Raw genomic sequence first — 16,508 nt, 5'->3', positions numbered from 1 at the left:
GGCCGATCAGACCTGCATCCGCATGATTTCCTGATACGCCGTCAGCAGACGGTTGCGCACCTGGTTGGTCGCCTCGAAGGCGATGCTCGACTTGCTCATCGCGGTCATCACCTGCGGCAGGCTCACGTTGTCGTCGCCCAGCTCGAAGCGCGTCTGCAGATCGGTCGCCTGCTGCTGCACCTGATTGACACCCCGCAGCGACTCCGTCAGCACGTTCTGGAAGTCCGTGCCGCCGACGCGCTGGGGTTCGCGCGTCTGCTGGGCCGCATTCGTGTTTTCCACGCCGTTGGCTTGCGTCAGTTGACGCATCTGCTGCAGGACGTTCTGGATCTGCATCTCGCTCATGCTCACTACCCCCGGGGCGTCTTGTTACGCCGGCCGACCGACCACGAAGGGCCCGCCGTATTTTCGTGTTCGACAGAAACTCTCAAGCAATCCATATGCCAGGCGACTGCACATTAGCCCGACGCGGGCACCGCAAAGCCGTGCTCGCGCAGACGCGCTATCTTGTAACGCAATGTTCTGGGGCTGATTCCCAGCCGGTCGGCCGCCTCCTTGCGCCGCCCGCCGGACTCGCGCAGGACGTTCATGATCACCCGGCTCTCCTGCGTCTGCAGGGTCTGCTCCAGCATCGGTGTCGGGTTCTCGTCATCCAGCCTCGATTCCGCCCCGGTGGTCACCTCGCCGGCCCCGGTACTCCAGGGGTTCACCATGTCCGCATCCAGCCAAACCGACTCTGCACTCACCTGCGGATCCGCGTTGTCATGCAATGTGACCGCGCGTTCCATCACGTTCGCCAGTTCGCGCACGTTGCCCGGCCAGTCGTGTTCGCGCAGGCGTCGTTGTGCGCCGTCATCCAGGGTCTGGAGCTGGCCGCCACTCAGGCGTCGGAGCAAGGCCTCGGCCAAGGGCACAATATCTTCTGCACGCTCGCGCAGTGGCGGGATGCACAGGGGAAAGACGTTCAGTCGGTAGTACAGGTCTTCGCGCAGATGCCCTTCGGCCACGGCCGCGCGCAAATCCCGATTGGAGGTCGCGATCACGCGCACGTCCACGCGCTGCGGCCGCCGCCCGCCCAGGGGCTCGACCTCGCGCTCCTGCAGCGCACGCAGCAGCTTTGCCTGCAAATGCACCGGGATCTCCGTCACTTCGTCCAGCAGCAATGTGCCGCCGTCGGCCCGCACAAACTTGCCCGGTCGTGCCTCGACCGCGCCGGTAAAGGCGCCCTTGGCATGCCCGAAGAGCATCGCCTCGAGCATCGCCTCGGGCAGTGCGGCGCAGTTGATCGCTTCGAATGGTCCCCGTCGCCGCGGCGAGCGCGCGTGCAACTGCCGCGCCAGAACCTCCTTGCCCACCCCCGACTCACCGGTAACGAACACGGTTGCCGTGCTGCCGGCAATGCGCGTAACGAAGCGATCGATGCCGCGCATCACGGGACTGCGTGTCACCAACGCAGGGACCTCGAGCGACGGCTCCGGTCGCACCCGCGGACGCAGCCACCCGGCCAGCTCGTCCGCCATAAGCGGGAGCGCGAAGTGCGCCTCCAGCCCATGTCGCATCGCGGCCAGTTCCTGATCCTGGCTCGCGTCGCGGCTGACTGCCGCCAGCGCTGCCGTGGCATGGCTCAGGGCATCCCGGGACAGGTCCGCAGGCTGCGCCAGCAGAATGACCGCCGGGGCGGATACCTCCAGGGATTGCACCAACTCGCCGGCAGTACACGTCTGCAGACGCACCCGCGGGATCGTGGCCAGCACCTGGACCACGGCCTCTCGCAGTTCGGGTTCGGCATCCACCAGCAGGATCGTGGCTCGCGACATGAAGGTCTTCCCGTATCGATTCGGGAAAGATCTAGCAAACATCGCGCCACCAAGGCAGGCGATTGGTTTATAGAGGGTTTTTCTGGATCGGCCCGGGATCCGTCAAGCCTATGACGCGGGGGTTGCCCATCTCGGATCCATCGAGTGACGGGATTCCGTCCACTTGAGCCCACCGATTTCCGGGCGCGTTCACGCCCGCATTCGCGTCTTCTCAGGCCTTGCCCAGCCCGAACTTGCGCATGCGCTCAACCAGGGTGGTCCGCCGCATGCCCAGACGCCGAGCGGCGCGCGCCACCACGTGCCCGGTCTCATCCAGGGCACGGGTGATCATGTCGCGCTCGAGGTCGTTGAGGAAGCTGCGCAGATCGACGCCCTCCGGTGGCAGACCACCGGCCAGCAGGTTGGCGCCCGCAGCGGAACCGCCTTCGAAACCATTCGGCGTAGTCGGCGGCAGGGTCAGATCCTCGATTCCGTCCGGACGCACCCGCGGCGGCAGCTGCGCCAGGTCCACCGGTAGATCCGGATAGATGATCGCAAGCTGCTCCAGGAGGTTAGCCAGCTCGCGGATATTCCCCGGCCACGCCAGTTGCCCCAGGTGGGCAACCACCGCAGGGGTCAGGTGGGCGGGGGCCATGCCCTGGTCGCGCAGCCGGTCTTCCAGAGCGGCGATCAGCAGCGGCATATCGCTGGTGCGTTCGCGCAGTGGCGGCAGCTCGATCGGGAATACACTCAAGCGGAAGAAAAGATCCTGCCGGAAGCTGCCATCCGCCACCGCATCATCCAGATTCCGGTGGGTGGCCGCGATGATTCGCGCGCGGGCCGGGATCGACTTGTTGGAGCCGACCCGCTCGAACACCCGCTCCTGCAGTACGCGTAGCAGTTTCACCTGCATCGGCAACGGCATGTCGCCGATCTCGTCGAGAAACAGCGTGCCATCCTCGGCCAGTTCAAAACGGCCAGCGCGCGCGGTGAAGGCGCCCGTAAAAGCGCCCTTCTCGTGGCCGAACAGCTCGCTTTCCAGCAGATCCGCCGGGATGGCACCGCAGTTGACTGCCACGAACGGCTTGTCCGCGCGGTCGGAGGCGTTGTGGATCGCGCGGGCCACGACCTCCTTGCCGGATCCGGTCTCGCCCAGGATCAGCGCCGTGGCATCGGTCCGCGCCACTTGCCCGACCAGGCGCTTGACCGCCTGCATGGTCGGATGCGACCCGACCAGCCCGGGGATATCGTCGTACCCCGGCTCGCGACCGAAGCGCAGCCACTGAAGGACCTGAGAAACCCGGCCAATCGAGAGCGGATGCTCGACGATGCAATCCACCCCGTTGGCCTGCACCTGGCCACCGTCAGTCGGTTGCACGACAACCGGTGCCAGATTCCCGCGCGGCTCCTGCAGGCGCGCGGAGAGTTCGGCGGCAGGTCCGCAAAGCCACACGGCTGCGGCGGGCGTGCCGTCCATCAGATCAGTGGGGTTGGAGTGGGTCTCGGCCTCGCAACCAAGGCAGTTCAGGATCGCCCGTGTTGCGTCCGCGGCTCCCGCATCGCCGCTGAGTGCAATGCGCATGGCCTGTTGTTGTTCCCCCGGATCCCGCATCTGTGCCCCGATTGCCGCGATCGGATGCGCCCACCCGAGAAAAGTCCGGGCCGGCATCCAATGGTGTGATCGAGTTCGCAGTATCGAGCTTATTTGTGATTGCCGTCAACTTTCTGGCGTTTCCCGGCGACCTCGCGGCGATGCAACCGAAAGATCCAGCGACCGATCGCCTCTTCCAGGGGACCTTCAATCCCTGTCCAGCGAGTCATCTGCAGGCCTCCACGGGTTGTCGGAGTCTCGACACCCAGAACGCAGGGCTGGGGCAACAGGCGACTGAGATAGACCTCCACGCGGTCACAATCCTCCGGCAGCGTGCCCGCTGGCAGCACAATCCCGTGGCCACTGAGCGTCGCCTCCACCGGATCCGGGCGCTCGGGGTGGAGTGACTCCGCGACCAGATGCAACAACAGATCCAGCTTGTGTTCCAGACGCTGCACCTCGGGCGAGGACTCGTCCTCGTGCGGCATCGCTCCGCGCGGGTGCGCGTCGTCGAACAGGTCCAGGCTCTCGATCAGGCGCTGCGCCAGCACAGGATCGGTGGCGGACCGGACCGACGGACCAATCATCAGCGCGGTCGTCACACGCAGGTCATCTCCGAGAAACTCGTCCTGACTGGCGTCATCCATGTGCGCTCCCGCCTCCCTCGTCGCCGGAACAAATGTTTCCGTTATAGACCATGGCGGGCTTCAGCCGACGAACACCCGGGCATTGCGGAACAGCCGCAACCACGGGCCCTCCTCGCCCCAGTCCGCCGGGTGCCAGCTGTGCTGCACGCTGCGGAACACGCGTTCCGGATGCGGCATCATGATCAGCGCGCGCCCATCCTCACTCGCGAAGCCGGTGGCCCCGCCGGCAGAGCCATTCGGATTGGCCGGATAAACCGTCGCCGGGGTGTCATCGGCCTCCACGTAGCGCAGGGTGGCCTGATCATGGACCGGCACACCATTAGCGTAACGGGTGCGTCCCTCGCCATGCGAGACCACGACCGGCAGCACCGAGCCGGCCATTCCGTCGAGCAGCACGGCCGGGCCCGGCTCGATGCGCACCTGCGACAGGCGCGCTTCGAACTGCTCGGAACGGTTGCGCACAAAGCGCGGCCAGTGATCGGCTCCCGGGATCAGCGGCGCGAGATGCGAAAGCATCTGACAGCCGTTGCAGACCCCCAGCGTGAAGGTCTCGGGACGCTCGAAGAACCCCTGGAAGCCATCCCGCAGAGCCGGATGATTCAGGATGGTCTGCGCCCAGCCGCCGCCGGCACCCAGCACGTCGCCGTAGGAAAACCCGCCGCAGACGGCCATCCCCTGCATCGAGCCCAGATCCTGGCGCCCATCCAGCAGGTCAGTCATGTGCACGTCCACCGGGGCAAACCCGGCGCGCTCGAACGCCGCCGCCATCTCCAGCTGCCCGTTGACCCCCTGCTCGCGCAGGATCGCAATGCGCGGACGTTCGCCGCGCGCGATCATCGGGGCGGCCACATCCTCGGCCGGATCGAAATTCACCCGTGGCTGCAGACCGCCATCGGCATCCACCCGCGCGAGCTCCTCGTCGGCACACTCCGGATCATCGCGCAGCCGCTGCATCCGCGCCGAGGTCTCCTGCCACTGACGCTGCAGACCGGCACGGTCACCGGTGTACAGATCCCGCCCGTCCTGGCGGATGGCGATCTGTTCGTCCTCGCGCAGGCGCGCCACCGGGTGCAGGTGCGCCTCCAGCCCCGCCTCCGCGAAGGCGTCGCGCAGCGCGGACTCGGCACCCGCAGCCATCTGGACCACCGCACCCAGTTCCTCGTTGAACAGCCAGGCCGCTACCGGCTGGCCGCCAGGGATCTCCACATCGAGCCCACAGCGCCCGGCGAAGGCCATCTCCAGCAGGGTCGTGACCAGTCCACCGTCGGAGCGGTCATGGTAGGCGCGCAACAGGCCATTGCGGCGCAGGGTGCCGATGGCATCGAAGAAGGCGCGCAGGCGGGCGGCATCCACCACGTCCGGGGCGGTCTCGCCGATATGCCCGTAGCCCTGAGCCAGCGCCGAGCCGCCCATGCGCGTGCGGCCTTCGCCCAGATCGATCAGCCACAGCCGATCGTCCGCAGCCGGATCCGGCTGCGGCGTCAGGGTCCGGCGGGCATCCGCGACCCGGGCAAAGCCCGACACGATCAGCGATACCGGCGCGTGCATGTGCCGCGCCTGCCCGTCCTCGGTCTCCCATACCGTGCGCATGGACAGCGAGTCCTTGCCCACCGGGATCGATATCCCCAGCGCCGGACACAGGTCCTCGGCAATGGCGCGCACGGTGTCGAACAGGTTGGCGTCCTCGCCCGGCACCCCGGCGGCGGCCATCCAGTTGGCCGAAAGGCGAATCGCATCCGTGCCGTCGATATCGGCCCCGGCCAGGTTGGTCACCACCTCGCCGATGGCCATGCGCCCGGAGGCCGGCGCCGACAGGATCGCCAGCGGCGTGCGCTCGCCCATCGCCATCGCCTCGCCGGTATACCCATCGAAATCCGTCAGCGTGACGGCGCAGTCCGCCACCGGCACCTGCCAGGGACCGACCATCTGATCGCGCGCGACCAGCCCCCCCACGCTGCGATCCCCGATCGTGATCAGAAAGTGCTTGGCCGCGACCGAAGGCACGTGCAGCACGCGCTCCAGCGCCTCCGCCAACGGACAGGCCTCGGGGTCGAAGTCCGTCACCGGCGGCGCCCGGCGGCGGTCCTCGCGGGTCATCAACGGCATCTTGCCCAGCAACATGCCCATGGGCATATCCACCGGCGGCTCGTGGAACAGGTCGTCCTCGACCTTCAGGTGCCCCTCGTCCGTGGCCTCGCCCACCACCGCGAACGGGGCGCGCTCACGCGCCGCCAGGGTACGGAAGGTCTCCAGATGTTCGCGGGCAATTGCCAGCACGTAGCGTTCCTGCGCCTCGTTGCACCACAGCTCCATCGGCGACAGACCCGGCTCGGCCGTCGGCAGGTCGCGCAGCTGGATCACCCCACCGCGCCCGGCGTCGTCCAGGATCTCCGGAATGGCGTTGGACAACCCGCCCGCACCCACATCGTGGATCGACAGGATGGGGTTGCCGGCCCCCAGGGCCGTACAACGGTCGATCACTTCCTGGCAGCGCCGCTCCATCTCGGGGTTGCCGCGCTGCACCGAGGCAAAGTCCAGCTGCTCCGAACTCGCCCCGCTCGCCATGGACGAGGCCGCCCCGCCGCCCAGACCGATCAGCATCGCCGGGCCACCCAGCACGACGATCGGGGTGCCGGCCGGCACATCCTGCTTGTGCACGTGCTCGCCGCGGATCGACCCGACCCCGCCGGCCAGCATGATCGGCTTGTGATAGCCGTACAGGGTCTCGCCACCGGCGGCATCCGGCAGTGCCATCTCCAGGGTACGGAAGTAGCCAGCCAGCGCCGGCCGTCCGAACTCGTTATTAAACGCAGCCGCGCCGATCGGGCCATCCAGCATGATCTGGCGCGCGCTCTCGATTCGGCCAGGGCGGCCAAAATCCCGCTCCCAGGGCTGTTCGAAGCCGGGAATGCGCAGGTTGGACACGGAGAACCCGGTCAGCCCCGCCTTGGGCTTGGACCCCTGTCCCGTCGCGCCCTCGTCGCGGATCTCGCCACCGGAGCCGGTGGCAGCCCCGGGAAACGGGGAGATCGCGGTCGGATGGTTATGCGTCTCGACCTTCATCAGGATCGCAAGATCCAGCGCCTCGCGACGATACTCGCCGGTAATTGCATCCGGCATCAGGCGCGTCCCTTCATGCCCGGCGATGACCGATGCGTTATCACTATAGGCGGACAGCACGCCCTCGGGATGGCGCGCATGGGTCTGGCGAATCATCCCGAACAGCGTGCGCTCGTCGGCCTCGCCGTCCAGCACCCAGGCGGCATTGAAGATCTTGTGCCGGCAGTGTTCCGAGTTGGCCTGCGCGAACATCATCAGTTCGGCATCGGTCGGCGCGCGCCCCAGCGCGGAGAACCCATCGGCCAGGTAATCGATCTCGTCCGGGGACAGCGCCAGGCCCAGTTCGCCATTGGCGCGCTCCAGCGCCGCGCGGGCATCCTCGCCGAGCTCCACACGCCCCAGCGACCGTGGCGTCTCGTGGTGAAAGAGTTGGGCCGCGGCCGCCGGGTCCTCGATCACCGCGTCGGTCATGCGATCATGGAGCAGGTCGGCCAGCGCCTCCAAATCGGCCCTCGCCGCTGCTTCGCCCCCGATCTGCCAGTGGATGCCGCGCTCGATCCGCTCGACCGCGTCCTCCAGCCCGGCATGGTGGGCAATCTCGGTGGCCTTGGACGACCACGGGCTGATCGTGCCAAAGCGCGGGATCACCACCAGTTCGCGTTGCACCGCAAACTCGGGGGCCTCCCAGGCATCGCCCTCGCGCAACAGGCGCGCCAGCACCGCCTCCTCGTCCGGACTCAGCCGACGGCGAGTCGCCACGAAATAGATGAACCGTGCCGCCAGCGGGCCGGCACCCGGTACGCTTGCCCGCAGCCCTGCCTCCAGAGCCCGCAGCCGAAACGGCGAGACCGCCGCGCCCCCTTCCACAACCCGCATTACGCTTCCTCGAAACCGGACGTACCGAAAGCCGCGCATTGTACCGGAGGCGCCTGCCGCGCGGGACCGGTACGTGACAGCAATTGCGCTGGTTGGGGAACTCCCAATGCGTTACCCTGTCCATGTAGTACTTGGGGGCGACATGGCTTCGACGCGGGTCGCGAAACCTGAGGTGCATGCCGAGGCTGTAGTGGACCTCGTTAAAACCGCTGCAAAAAAATAGTTGCCAACGACGACAACTACGCACTCGCCGCTTAAAAACCGGTAGATGCCGTCCGACTGGAGCCGTGCTTATGCGTCCAGTATCGGGCGTCGACTCTCATAAGATCGTGGTGAAGCGCGCCCGGCGTGGATCCATTAAAACTCAACCGGGATCGCCAGCTACATTCCCTGCCTGTCGGGTAGTCGCTGGTTAAATTAAAAGACAGAATAAGCATGTAGAGCCGAAGGCGGAGGTCCTGCGGACGCGGGTTCGATTCCCGCCGCCTCCACCAAACAAGTAGTAAAATCAGTGAGTTAGCAGCGCCTTCGGGCGCTGTCTATCTTTCTGACCACCTTTCCCGAAAGTGCTCCCCCGGTCTACCCTGTTCACCACAACAGGAGAATGACCAATGACCGAAACCAATACCCCCGTATGGAACGCCTTCTACGTTGTCCAGGATCGCGACCTCCCCGATGGAGGGCGCCTGATTGGCGATATCGTGGATGGGCCGTTTGATACCCGCGATCAGGCGCACGACGCGCTCGAAGATGGCTTGGCCTCAGGCCGCTACGTCGCCCGCTGGATGGACGAAAGCGACCCCATCGGAGTCGAGGAGCGGCGGTACTTCCGGTAGCAGGCACAAAAAACCCCGTCGACTGAGGACTGGCTAGGACTCGTCGACGGGGGTTTACCGGGATTGCGGAGCACGGTTCCCGGCGGACCGCGAGGGGCCTGGCTACACGCCCGTCAACATCTCTAGCCCGTCTTCGTTCACACGGACCTGGATCGTGCGCAGGATTTCCCACATGAACGCCTCCAGGTGCGGCTGTAGGCCGTCGCCTTCGATCTTGATCGCGGCGTCACCGCGTTGCATGGCATCCGTGCGTGCCTCCAGGTTGCGGATATGCTCGTCGAGCATCTTCATTTGCTTCTGGTGGGCTTCCTCTCGGATCTTGTTTTCACGGTCGATCTGGCTTTTGATATCCAGCCGATCCCAGGCGCTGGCGTCACCGAGCTGCCCGAACAGGCCGTCGAGCATCTGCGCGGTGCTGTCCATGGTGTTGTTGATCGACCCGAACGCCGCCTCGACCTGCGCGGTCTGCGCCTCGACCTCCGCGACGTTCATGTTGGCCTGGAACTCCATGTAGCGGATGCGCTCGTTACTGGCGAGTTCCTCCAGCGCGATCTTGAGATCGTCGGATTGCTCCACCGCTTCCTCCGTCGCCCGGCTGGCGCCTTCCATCTCGCCACGGAACACTTCGCCCACCTGCGAGAAGGTGGCCACACCGTCCTCCATGGTGCGCGTCCACCGCTCTTGCGATTCGGCGGCCTCCTCGGTGGCCTGCTTGCCCTCGCCCATCTTCCCGGTCGCGGCGTCCCACTCGAGGCCCTGCTCGGCGAAGGCTTCGGACAACAGACGCTTGGACTCCCGCGCCATGTCATCCGCCTCGGTCATTTCGTTGACGATGCGGTCATAGTCGCGGCCGGTGTCCTCCATGGCCCCGTTGGTTTCGTCCAGGTCGTGAGCAAGGTCGCGTGTGGCGGCGCTCAGGTCGCGCGTGGCGCCTTCCCATTCCTCGGTGCCGTGGATCACTTCATAGATCCAGGTGCCGAGCGTGTTCTCGTTCTCCGTGGCCGCGTTGACCAGCGGGTCGACTACGTTGTCGTTCAGGAACGACCCGACGCCATAGCCAGCGGTGCCGGCCACGCCGATCGCCCCCAGGGCTTTGCCGAGCGTGCCCAGGGCGGCCGCAGACTGGTTTGCGCCCTTCACCAGGTTCAGCGCCTGGTTACCGATCATCAGGGTGATCAGGCCGTTCAGCAGCGGCAACAGCAGGTCGACCTGTGTGACGATGCCGCCAAACCGCCCGGCCATGCGGAACAGGTTATCGTCCAGTGCGGCGGTGCTCGAACCCGCCTTAACCATCAGGTCGAGCAGCCATTGGAACGACTCGATCACGCCGGCCGTGAACTGCGAAAGCCCGGCGAAGGCGTCAGCCAACGTGGTCATGGCATCAGCCAGCCCTTCGGCGGTGGTCAGATCCTGATTGCTGAACAGGTTTTGGATGCCGTCGCGCAGCGCCTCGATACCGCGCTCGAAGCCCGAAAGGTCGGCTTCCTCGAGCGCCTCGGTCATGTTTTCGGCCATGCTGCGGAACACGGACTCGGTATCCGCGAGGATCGTCTCCACGACGCCCACCAGGTCGCCCAACTGGCCATCCCGCACACTGGCCCCCACTGCCTGGAAAACGGCCGTCAGGGCGTCCGTCACGCCGCCGTACTGATCCAGTAGCGGGCCGCCGATCTCGATTGCCAGGCCGCGCAGGCTGTTGGCCACGCGCTGATTCTGCTGTTCGACGCTGCCGGCCATGTCGGCAAAGGCGCGATCCGTGGCCCCGGCGTTGTCTTCCATGCTGCCCAGGGTCTCGGCAAACCCCTCCGCCGCGCCGCCCGTCAGGTCCAGCACCGCCAACAGGCCGTTGGTGCTGCCGAACAGCTTGCCCATCTGGTCTTCGCTGCGGCCGGTCGCTTCGGCGACGGTGTCCAGCAGCCCGGCCAGCCCCTCGGATCGCAGCGCGGTGGCGCCGAACTCGATCCCGAGTTCTTCGGCCATCGTGCGCGCTTGCTGCGTGGGATTGATGATGTTGGCCAACGCCTGCTGTATGCGGGTGATGGCTTCGTTCGTGGGCGTGCCGGTCGCGGTGATCGCGGAGATCGCCGCCAGCAGCTCCTCGAACTCGACACCGCCGGTCGACGCCAGGCCAGTGACCCGCGACAGCGAGTTGCCCAGTTCCGGCAACGTGGTCTGTCCTTCTTGTACCGCCGTGAACAGCGCATCGCTGAATCGGGCCGCCTCGTCCATCTCGAGGCCGTAGGCGTTCAGGCTGGAGACCAGCACGGTCAGGGAGTCGTTAAGGTCCGCTTTGCCGGCCACCGCAAGCTGTTCGGCCTGCGCGACGGCTTCGATACTGTCTGCGTAGTCCACACCGGCGGAGATCGCGCTGTAGATCGCGCCGGTGATCGACTCCAGCGGTTGGGTGCTGGTCTGCGAGTATTCGAGGATGGCGTCTCGGAATTCCCCGAGATCCTCGACGGGTTGGTCGATCAGGGTCGAGATTTCACGGAACGCCGAATCGAAGTCTCCGGCGGCCTTGATCGAGAATGCGGTGATGGCAGCCCCGGCACCGAGGAGCGCGGCCTCGAACGCCACGGCCTTCTTGGTGAAGTCCGCGACGGGGGCGGTCACGTTGCCCAGGGAATCGGTGAACGACTGCGCGTTCCGGAGCGCGGCTTGCGTGGCCTCCCCCGTTCGGTCGACGCCCTGAAAGATAAGCTCAACCGTACTCCGCTTCGCTGCCATCGTGTTACCTCTTCTCGGGGCCGAGCTGTTCGAGCTGGTCGGCGATCCCGTCCATCGTGTCGTGGATGATCCGCTCCGCCTGTTCGGCCTGTTCCGGTGTCAGCAGGCCGCGGCGCTCAAGGTCATCGGGCATGCCATGGAGCTTCTGCGCGATCCGGGCAAACGCCGTCGCGATCGCTTCCTCGACTTCGGCGGCCGGTATCAGCCTCCCGGCATTCGTGTCGACTTCCATCCGGCGCAGGTCTGCCAGGGAGCGTTCCTTGTCAGCCCGAGCCGCGTTGAAGCGCTCGGTGTGATCGCTCACATTTGAGCCTTTGGGCCGGCCTGCGCCCGGTCGTTTACCGCCGTGTGAGTTCATAGTGTTGATTCACAATCAAGTTTAAGTTGCTGAAGTTGGTCGACGCGGGCGCCTCTGCGACCCCGTATGCAAGGGATATCGCCAGGGAACCCTTACCCTCTACGCCGCATCCCCCGGCAGCCGTCCAGACTCGACCAGATCGGCTTTGATCGAGTGAACCCGTCGCTCGGACAGGTTCGCCAGCATCGCCACCATCCGCACTTCGAGATTGTTCTTCAGCGCAATCTCCACCCGATGGCGGCTGTTGTCGCGCAAGGGGGGCATGGTGATCGTGTCGCCTCCGAAGCGTTCAGCCAGGAGGCTCAGCTCGGCTTCGCTGAGAATGTCGCGCAACCAGTGACGGGGGCCTGGTTTGCCGGGAACGTAGAAGCTCGTCCCGGCGCGCTGGATGCTCAGCTCGTACGCGCCACGGAACCCGATCAGTTCGGCGATCTCTTCGAGGATGTTCATGCGGCCTCCAGGTGCAAACCGGCCTCGGAGGCTTCCCGGCGCATCTGCGCGGCCTGCTCTTCGAGGTCGGTGATCTCGGTCTTCAGCCGTTCGATGTCGGCTGCGCGGGATTCGCCGGCGGGGGCGTGGGTCTCTGCGAAGGTGCGCATACGCTCGACCAGTTCATCCTTGAACAGCCAGGCGATCATCATCGCCATGTTGTTGCCGGTAATCTCTTTGTCCTGGGGTTCTCCCCCGCTGGCGCCTGGCGCGAACAGATCGAACACCAGTTGGCTCCGCCAGTTGTCTTGCATACGCCCTCGCAGCACGGCCCCGGCCGGCCCCTTCAGGTTGCCGTTGTCGGGAATCGTCGGGCCTGTCTGGAGCATCTTCTCCGGGGACTGCCCCTCCACGAACGTTCCCTTCAGGAGGGACTCATACCGCCCCGCCATCTCGTCGATGGACAGTTGCGTCCGGTGGAGGATCTCGCCCACGTTCGGGGTTGCGCTGTTGATCGCCCGCAGCTCGTCGCGCTTGGTCTCGATCTTGGCCATCAGGTCATCGTGCGCGGCCTTCATCTCGCTTTGGAGTTTCTGCCGGCCCTCAGCCAGGGAGCCCAGCTTGGATTTGAAGTCGGTTTTCGCGGCCATCTCACTTGCCCCCGGTGATGTTGGTGATGTTGGCGATCAGGTGATTGGTGATTGCGGCGAGGCTGTACCGGATGCCGTCACGGGTCTCCGTGAACTCGGGGCCGGTGCCGGCACGGCGCATGTTCGCAAGCTCGGACACGGTGCAACCCAGCGCGACGGCGCAGTCGAGTTCGGTCCAATCCGGCTCGCTGGCACGGCGGTCGGCCTCCTCTGCCATCTCCAGACTGAAGTTGACGGGCAGGAGGTTGAGGACGGGGGTCCATGCGCCGGAGTTCTTGACCTTGGGGGTCTTCACGCGCTGTACAGGACCGGTCGGCTTGGCGCGTTTCTTCGGTGCCGGGCGGTTCAGGTACGCCTTGGCCGGACCGCGCGGGATCGTGGAGTCGTCAGGGGTCTTCGGGGCAAATCTTCGCTTCGGCATGTCACTTATCCTTTTCCTGTTGCAGGATCTCGTAGCCGAGCTGCTCGGCTTTCCGCTCAAGCTCGGCCTTCGCCAGTTGCTCCTTGGCGATCTGCTGTTGAATCTGCTGCGTGTCCTCGTAGGTCGCGAGCTTGGCCCCCAGGGCGCGGGCCTTCTGCTCGGCTTCGCTCGGCTTCAGCTTGGCTTCGAGCTTGCGCATCTGCTGCTTACTGGCGGCCCTCTCTGACTCCGTGTACTTGTCGAAAAGGTCTGGGTTTTCCTCTGCGAGCTTGAGCATGAATGCCCTCTCGTCCGCCATGTGGTCCTGCCAATCCTGTTCCGGTGTCTTCTCCGCGAGCTGCGGGCGCTTCGCTTCCCGCATCACGGCCGCTGCGCGTGCTGCCTTTTCACCTTCGGACAGGGTGGGATCGTTCTGAATGACAAACACTTGCCGGCGCGCCTCCGCCTCGACCACGTGCTGTTCGCGGGTAGCGCAGCCGTACCGCCTCGGGTCTTCGCGCATCATCTCGAGCTGGCGTTCCTGCCAGGCGTTGCCGTTGTAGACGGTCATCGGGCGGCCTCCATGTGTCGGGTCCGCAGGGCGATCGCGTAGGCGACCGCGAAGTCGAGTTGGGCTTTCAGTTCGGCCAGGTTCATGCGTTGCACCCTCCGCGTTGTTTCAGGATCTCCATGGCGATCGCTGCCCCGCGCTTCAGGTTCTCGACGCGCTTGTCGAGGATCGTCCACCGGGGGTCTCCGGCGGCCTGTAGCGCCTTCAGGGAACCGGTGAGGTTGATCGCTTCGATCTGTGAAGCGAGGGCCTTATCGCGGGTGGTCAGGTCGGGATCTTCCACCGCGCCGCTCATCTTCCGGGTCGCGGCCTCGACGATGGCGTCGTGCATTTCCTGGAATCGGGCAAAGGATTCGATCGGGGGGAACTGCGGTGGCCTGTGGATGTAGTACCGCTGGCCGGCGTCCGCGTCGGCAAACATGCGGGCGCTGTCTTCGCGTAGCTGCTGCTCGAGTTCTTCGGCTTGGTTCATGGTGTCCCCTCTTCTGATAGGTATTGTCTATCGGCTGGCTTAGTCTGTCAAGGCGCAGACTATTGATATTGTTGGCTTTTTGGTCCGGTTAACGGTCCGGTTAAGGTCCGGTTTTGGTCCGGTTGTCCGGTTAAGGTGGTCCGGTCCGGTCCGCCTCCCCTTAGGGGGCGGACGGACCGGACTTCCGGACCTCCAGGTGTACAAAACCGTGTTCGATGGAAACGTCACCGGAATCGACGCACGCCTTGCGAACATCAGCCCATCGCTGCTTCGGCATCTCGGCATCGGCGCATTGCTGCCGCCACTCACTTAACTCGACCCGGGCGGTGCCAGGATCAAACCCTCGGCTTTCGAGGTTGGCCCGCCGGGACTCGTACAGCAGGGCGAGCTGATCTAGGGCGAATTGCTTCCACTTGCCCTTGCGGCCGGAACTCCGGGCCGGCGGCTCGTAGGTGGTCGACGCCAGGGCGGCGGACGTCACTTCGCGGCCGTCTGCGTCATCAATGCCCAGCGGGATACTCCGCAGCTCGAACGCCAGCGGTGCCGGGTTCGGTGCGTCCTTCATCTTGGTCGCCTCGATCCGGACCGTGCCGGTCTCGTCTTTGTCGGCTCGATACTCAGCGTCCAGGGCGCCCCGCAGGGCGGTTGCCCCTCTGGCGCGGGCCTTGTCGCCATGCCCGCTGTGGTGGATCAGGAGGACCGTGCAGCTGTACCGCTCGCGGATCGCATCGGCGGCCTGGACGAACACGCCCATGTCGCGGGTGCTGTTCTCGTCACCAGGGCCGAAGTTGCGGGCCACGGTGTCGATCACGACCAGCGCCGGCGGCTCCCCGGTGGGCACCGCGTCGACGGCCTGCACGACCGCTTGCGCGGACTCCGGATCACATAGGGCTGCGGGCGCACAGGAGACGTACAGGGGCGCGCCGCCGATGCTCTGGCCCGTGTGGGTCTCCCAGGCCACAAACCGCCGCTTCAAGCCATTTGCGCCCTCGCCAGCGACGTAGACCACCCCACCCTGGCTGGTGGGGTTTCCGTGAAAGTCGGCACCGGTGGCAATACAGCAGGCCAGGTCGACGGCGAGGAACGACTTGCCGCAACCGGGATCGCCGAACACCAGCGCCAGGGATTCCTCCTCGAGGTAGTCGCGCACCAGGAACCGGGGCGGCCGGAACTCCAGGTCGGAAACATGCAGTAGCTTGAAACGGGGCGGCTCCATCCGCTGTACCGGTATGGAGACGGTTTCAGCCATGGCTCACCTCCGGCACGAACAGCGTTCCCGTATCGTCCAGCACGCGCTCGACGCCATCGCGCAACAGGGCGGCGATCAGCTCGCGCACCTTCGCGCCTTCCATCGGGCCGGTGAGCACGACAAGCACCGGGTCATGCCCGCGGCACATGCGCCAGTCCAGCGCGGCCGGATCTTCCTCGGGAGGGGCCACCAGCACCACATGGCTCGGCCGCGAGCGCGCCCACTTCCAGGCATTGGGACCGGCCGCGACCCAGACGGTGTGCGGTGGATGCTTCAGGGCTTCGGCGTGGCGCCGGGCATACGGGGGCAGCTTGCGGGCATTCATCGGTCACCCCTGGCCAGGGCGGCCTTGAGTGCGGTCAGGAAGTGCCGGACGGCGCGGTTGCGATCGCGGCCTTTGTAGATCCCGATGACGTGGGCCCGCATGCGGGCGATGCGAAACAAATCATCGGTGCTATACTGAGACCTGAGTGCTTCCTCGCGCTCCGCCTTCGCGCCCTGCGCCGCTCCCCCGGCCAGGGCGTTTTTGTGTGCGGCCCTCATGCCGCACCCCGCTCAGATTCCCAGCGTTCGACATCTTCGAGGCGCCAGCGGGTACAGCCCGGCGAAAGTCGAACGGGCTGCGGGAAATCTCCATTGCGGACCCAGCGCCAAACGGTGCTGGGGGAAACTTCCTCGCGCTCAGCGATCCGGTACACGGAGACCATGACCGGTGCGCTCTGGGTGCTGTTCACTGCTGTTCGTGCTGCCATTGTCTGAACCTCGCTAGTCGCTGTTGCTATGGCGAGATCCAGATTGGCGTTGTACGGTCGGGCCGGTAATATGAACGGCGTCATCTTCCGTTCT

At 65.8% G+C, this 16,508-nt stretch carries 17 protein-coding genes and 1 other RNA gene; 2 read left to right on the top strand and 16 right to left on the bottom strand.

The window, feature by feature from the left end; translation table 11 throughout:
* Window positions 1-6 precede the first annotated feature (6 nt).
* The 5 genes from fliE to purL form a co-directional block, all read right to left on the bottom strand.
* Window positions 7-345 carry a flagellar hook-basal body complex protein FliE gene (fliE, locus tag F622_RS0102565; RefSeq protein ID WP_018145760.1) on the bottom strand — a complete coding sequence of 113 codons (339 nt, stop codon included), beginning with the start codon at window positions 343-345 and terminating at the stop codon, window positions 7-9.
* A gap of 113 nt (window positions 346-458) precedes the next feature.
* Complete coding sequence (locus F622_RS0102560; RefSeq protein WP_018176840.1) at window positions 459-1,817, bottom strand: sigma-54-dependent Fis family transcriptional regulator; 1,359 nt, start codon at window positions 1,815-1,817, stop codon at window positions 459-461.
* Window positions 1,818-2,028: 211 nt separating this feature from the next.
* Entirely contained in the window at window positions 2,029-3,408 is a 1,380-nt protein-coding gene (locus F622_RS0102555; protein WP_026304832.1) for a sigma-54-dependent Fis family transcriptional regulator, read from the bottom strand.
* Window positions 3,409-3,497: 89 nt separating this feature from the next.
* Window positions 3,498-4,034: a PilZ domain-containing protein gene (locus F622_RS0102550; protein ID WP_018145763.1), complete on the bottom strand. Its 537-nt coding sequence runs from the start codon at window positions 4,032-4,034 to the stop codon at window positions 3,498-3,500.
* A gap of 60 nt (window positions 4,035-4,094) precedes the next feature.
* Entirely contained in the window at window positions 4,095-7,970 is a 3,876-nt protein-coding gene (purL, locus tag F622_RS0102545) for a phosphoribosylformylglycinamidine synthase (RefSeq protein ID WP_018176842.1), read from the bottom strand.
* A gap of 133 nt (window positions 7,971-8,103) precedes the next feature.
* Here purL and ssrA point away from each other — a divergent pair.
* Window positions 8,104-8,464, top strand: a transfer-messenger RNA (tmRNA) gene (gene ssrA, locus F622_RS13635).
* A 117-nt stretch (window positions 8,465-8,581) separates the two neighbouring features.
* On the top strand, window positions 8,582-8,806 hold the full coding sequence (locus tag F622_RS0102540; RefSeq protein WP_019571266.1) for a hypothetical protein: 225 nt from the start codon (window positions 8,582-8,584) through the stop codon (window positions 8,804-8,806).
* A gap of 102 nt (window positions 8,807-8,908) precedes the next feature.
* On the opposite strand, the gene F622_RS0102535 is transcribed toward F622_RS0102540, so the two are convergent.
* The 11 genes from F622_RS0102535 to F622_RS13630 form a co-directional block, all read right to left on the bottom strand.
* On the bottom strand, window positions 8,909-11,419 hold the full coding sequence (locus F622_RS0102535; protein ID WP_231365735.1) for a phage tail tape measure protein: 2,511 nt from the start codon (window positions 11,417-11,419) through the stop codon (window positions 8,909-8,911).
* A 118-nt stretch (window positions 11,420-11,537) separates the two neighbouring features.
* Complete coding sequence (locus tag F622_RS13350; protein ID WP_038096053.1) at window positions 11,538-11,837, bottom strand: DUF1441 family protein; 300 nt, start codon at window positions 11,835-11,837, stop codon at window positions 11,538-11,540.
* Window positions 11,838-11,990: 153 nt separating this feature from the next.
* Complete coding sequence (locus F622_RS0102525) at window positions 11,991-12,341, bottom strand: hypothetical protein (protein WP_019571263.1); 351 nt, start codon at window positions 12,339-12,341, stop codon at window positions 11,991-11,993.
* A complete protein-coding gene (locus F622_RS0102520; protein WP_019571262.1) occupies window positions 12,338-12,970 on the bottom strand; it encodes a hypothetical protein in 633 nt (210 codons plus the stop codon). Before F622_RS0102520 ends, F622_RS0102525 begins: the two co-directional genes overlap by 4 nt.
* Window position 12,971: 1 nt before the next feature.
* Window positions 12,972-13,391, bottom strand: a complete 420-nt coding sequence (locus F622_RS0102515; protein WP_019571261.1) for a hypothetical protein — start codon at window positions 13,389-13,391, stop codon at window positions 12,972-12,974.
* Between the two features lies 1 nt (window position 13,392).
* Complete coding sequence (locus tag F622_RS0102510; RefSeq protein ID WP_019571260.1) at window positions 13,393-13,941, bottom strand: hypothetical protein; 549 nt, start codon at window positions 13,939-13,941, stop codon at window positions 13,393-13,395.
* Window positions 13,942-14,023: 82 nt separating this feature from the next.
* A complete protein-coding gene (locus F622_RS0102500) occupies window positions 14,024-14,413 on the bottom strand; it encodes a hypothetical protein (protein ID WP_019571258.1) in 390 nt (129 codons plus the stop codon).
* A gap of 160 nt (window positions 14,414-14,573) precedes the next feature.
* A complete protein-coding gene (locus tag F622_RS0102495) occupies window positions 14,574-15,662 on the bottom strand; it encodes a helicase RepA family protein (protein ID WP_019571257.1) in 1,089 nt (362 codons plus the stop codon).
* The gene (locus F622_RS0102490; RefSeq protein ID WP_019571256.1) at window positions 15,655-15,987 is read right to left on the bottom strand and encodes a hypothetical protein; all 333 of its coding nucleotides are present in this window, start codon (window positions 15,985-15,987) and stop codon (window positions 15,655-15,657) included. The genes F622_RS0102495 and F622_RS0102490 overlap by 8 nt, the downstream gene beginning before the upstream one ends.
* A complete protein-coding gene (locus tag F622_RS0102485) occupies window positions 15,984-16,205 on the bottom strand; it encodes a hypothetical protein (RefSeq protein WP_019571255.1) in 222 nt (73 codons plus the stop codon). Before F622_RS0102485 ends, F622_RS0102490 begins: the two co-directional genes overlap by 4 nt.
* Complete coding sequence (locus F622_RS13630; RefSeq protein WP_231365736.1) at window positions 16,202-16,369, bottom strand: AlpA family transcriptional regulator; 168 nt, start codon at window positions 16,367-16,369, stop codon at window positions 16,202-16,204. Before F622_RS13630 ends, F622_RS0102485 begins: the two co-directional genes overlap by 4 nt.
* Between the last annotated feature and the right edge of the window lie 139 nt (window positions 16,370-16,508).

This window comes from Thioalkalivibrio sp. ALMg3, from assembly GCF_000381225.1.
In the GTDB taxonomy this organism is placed as follows: Bacteria; Pseudomonadota; Gammaproteobacteria; order Ectothiorhodospirales; family Ectothiorhodospiraceae; genus Thioalkalivibrio; species Thioalkalivibrio versutus.
Note: the sequence above shows the minus strand (reverse complement) of the source record. Positions and strands in the feature narration are given on the sequence as shown.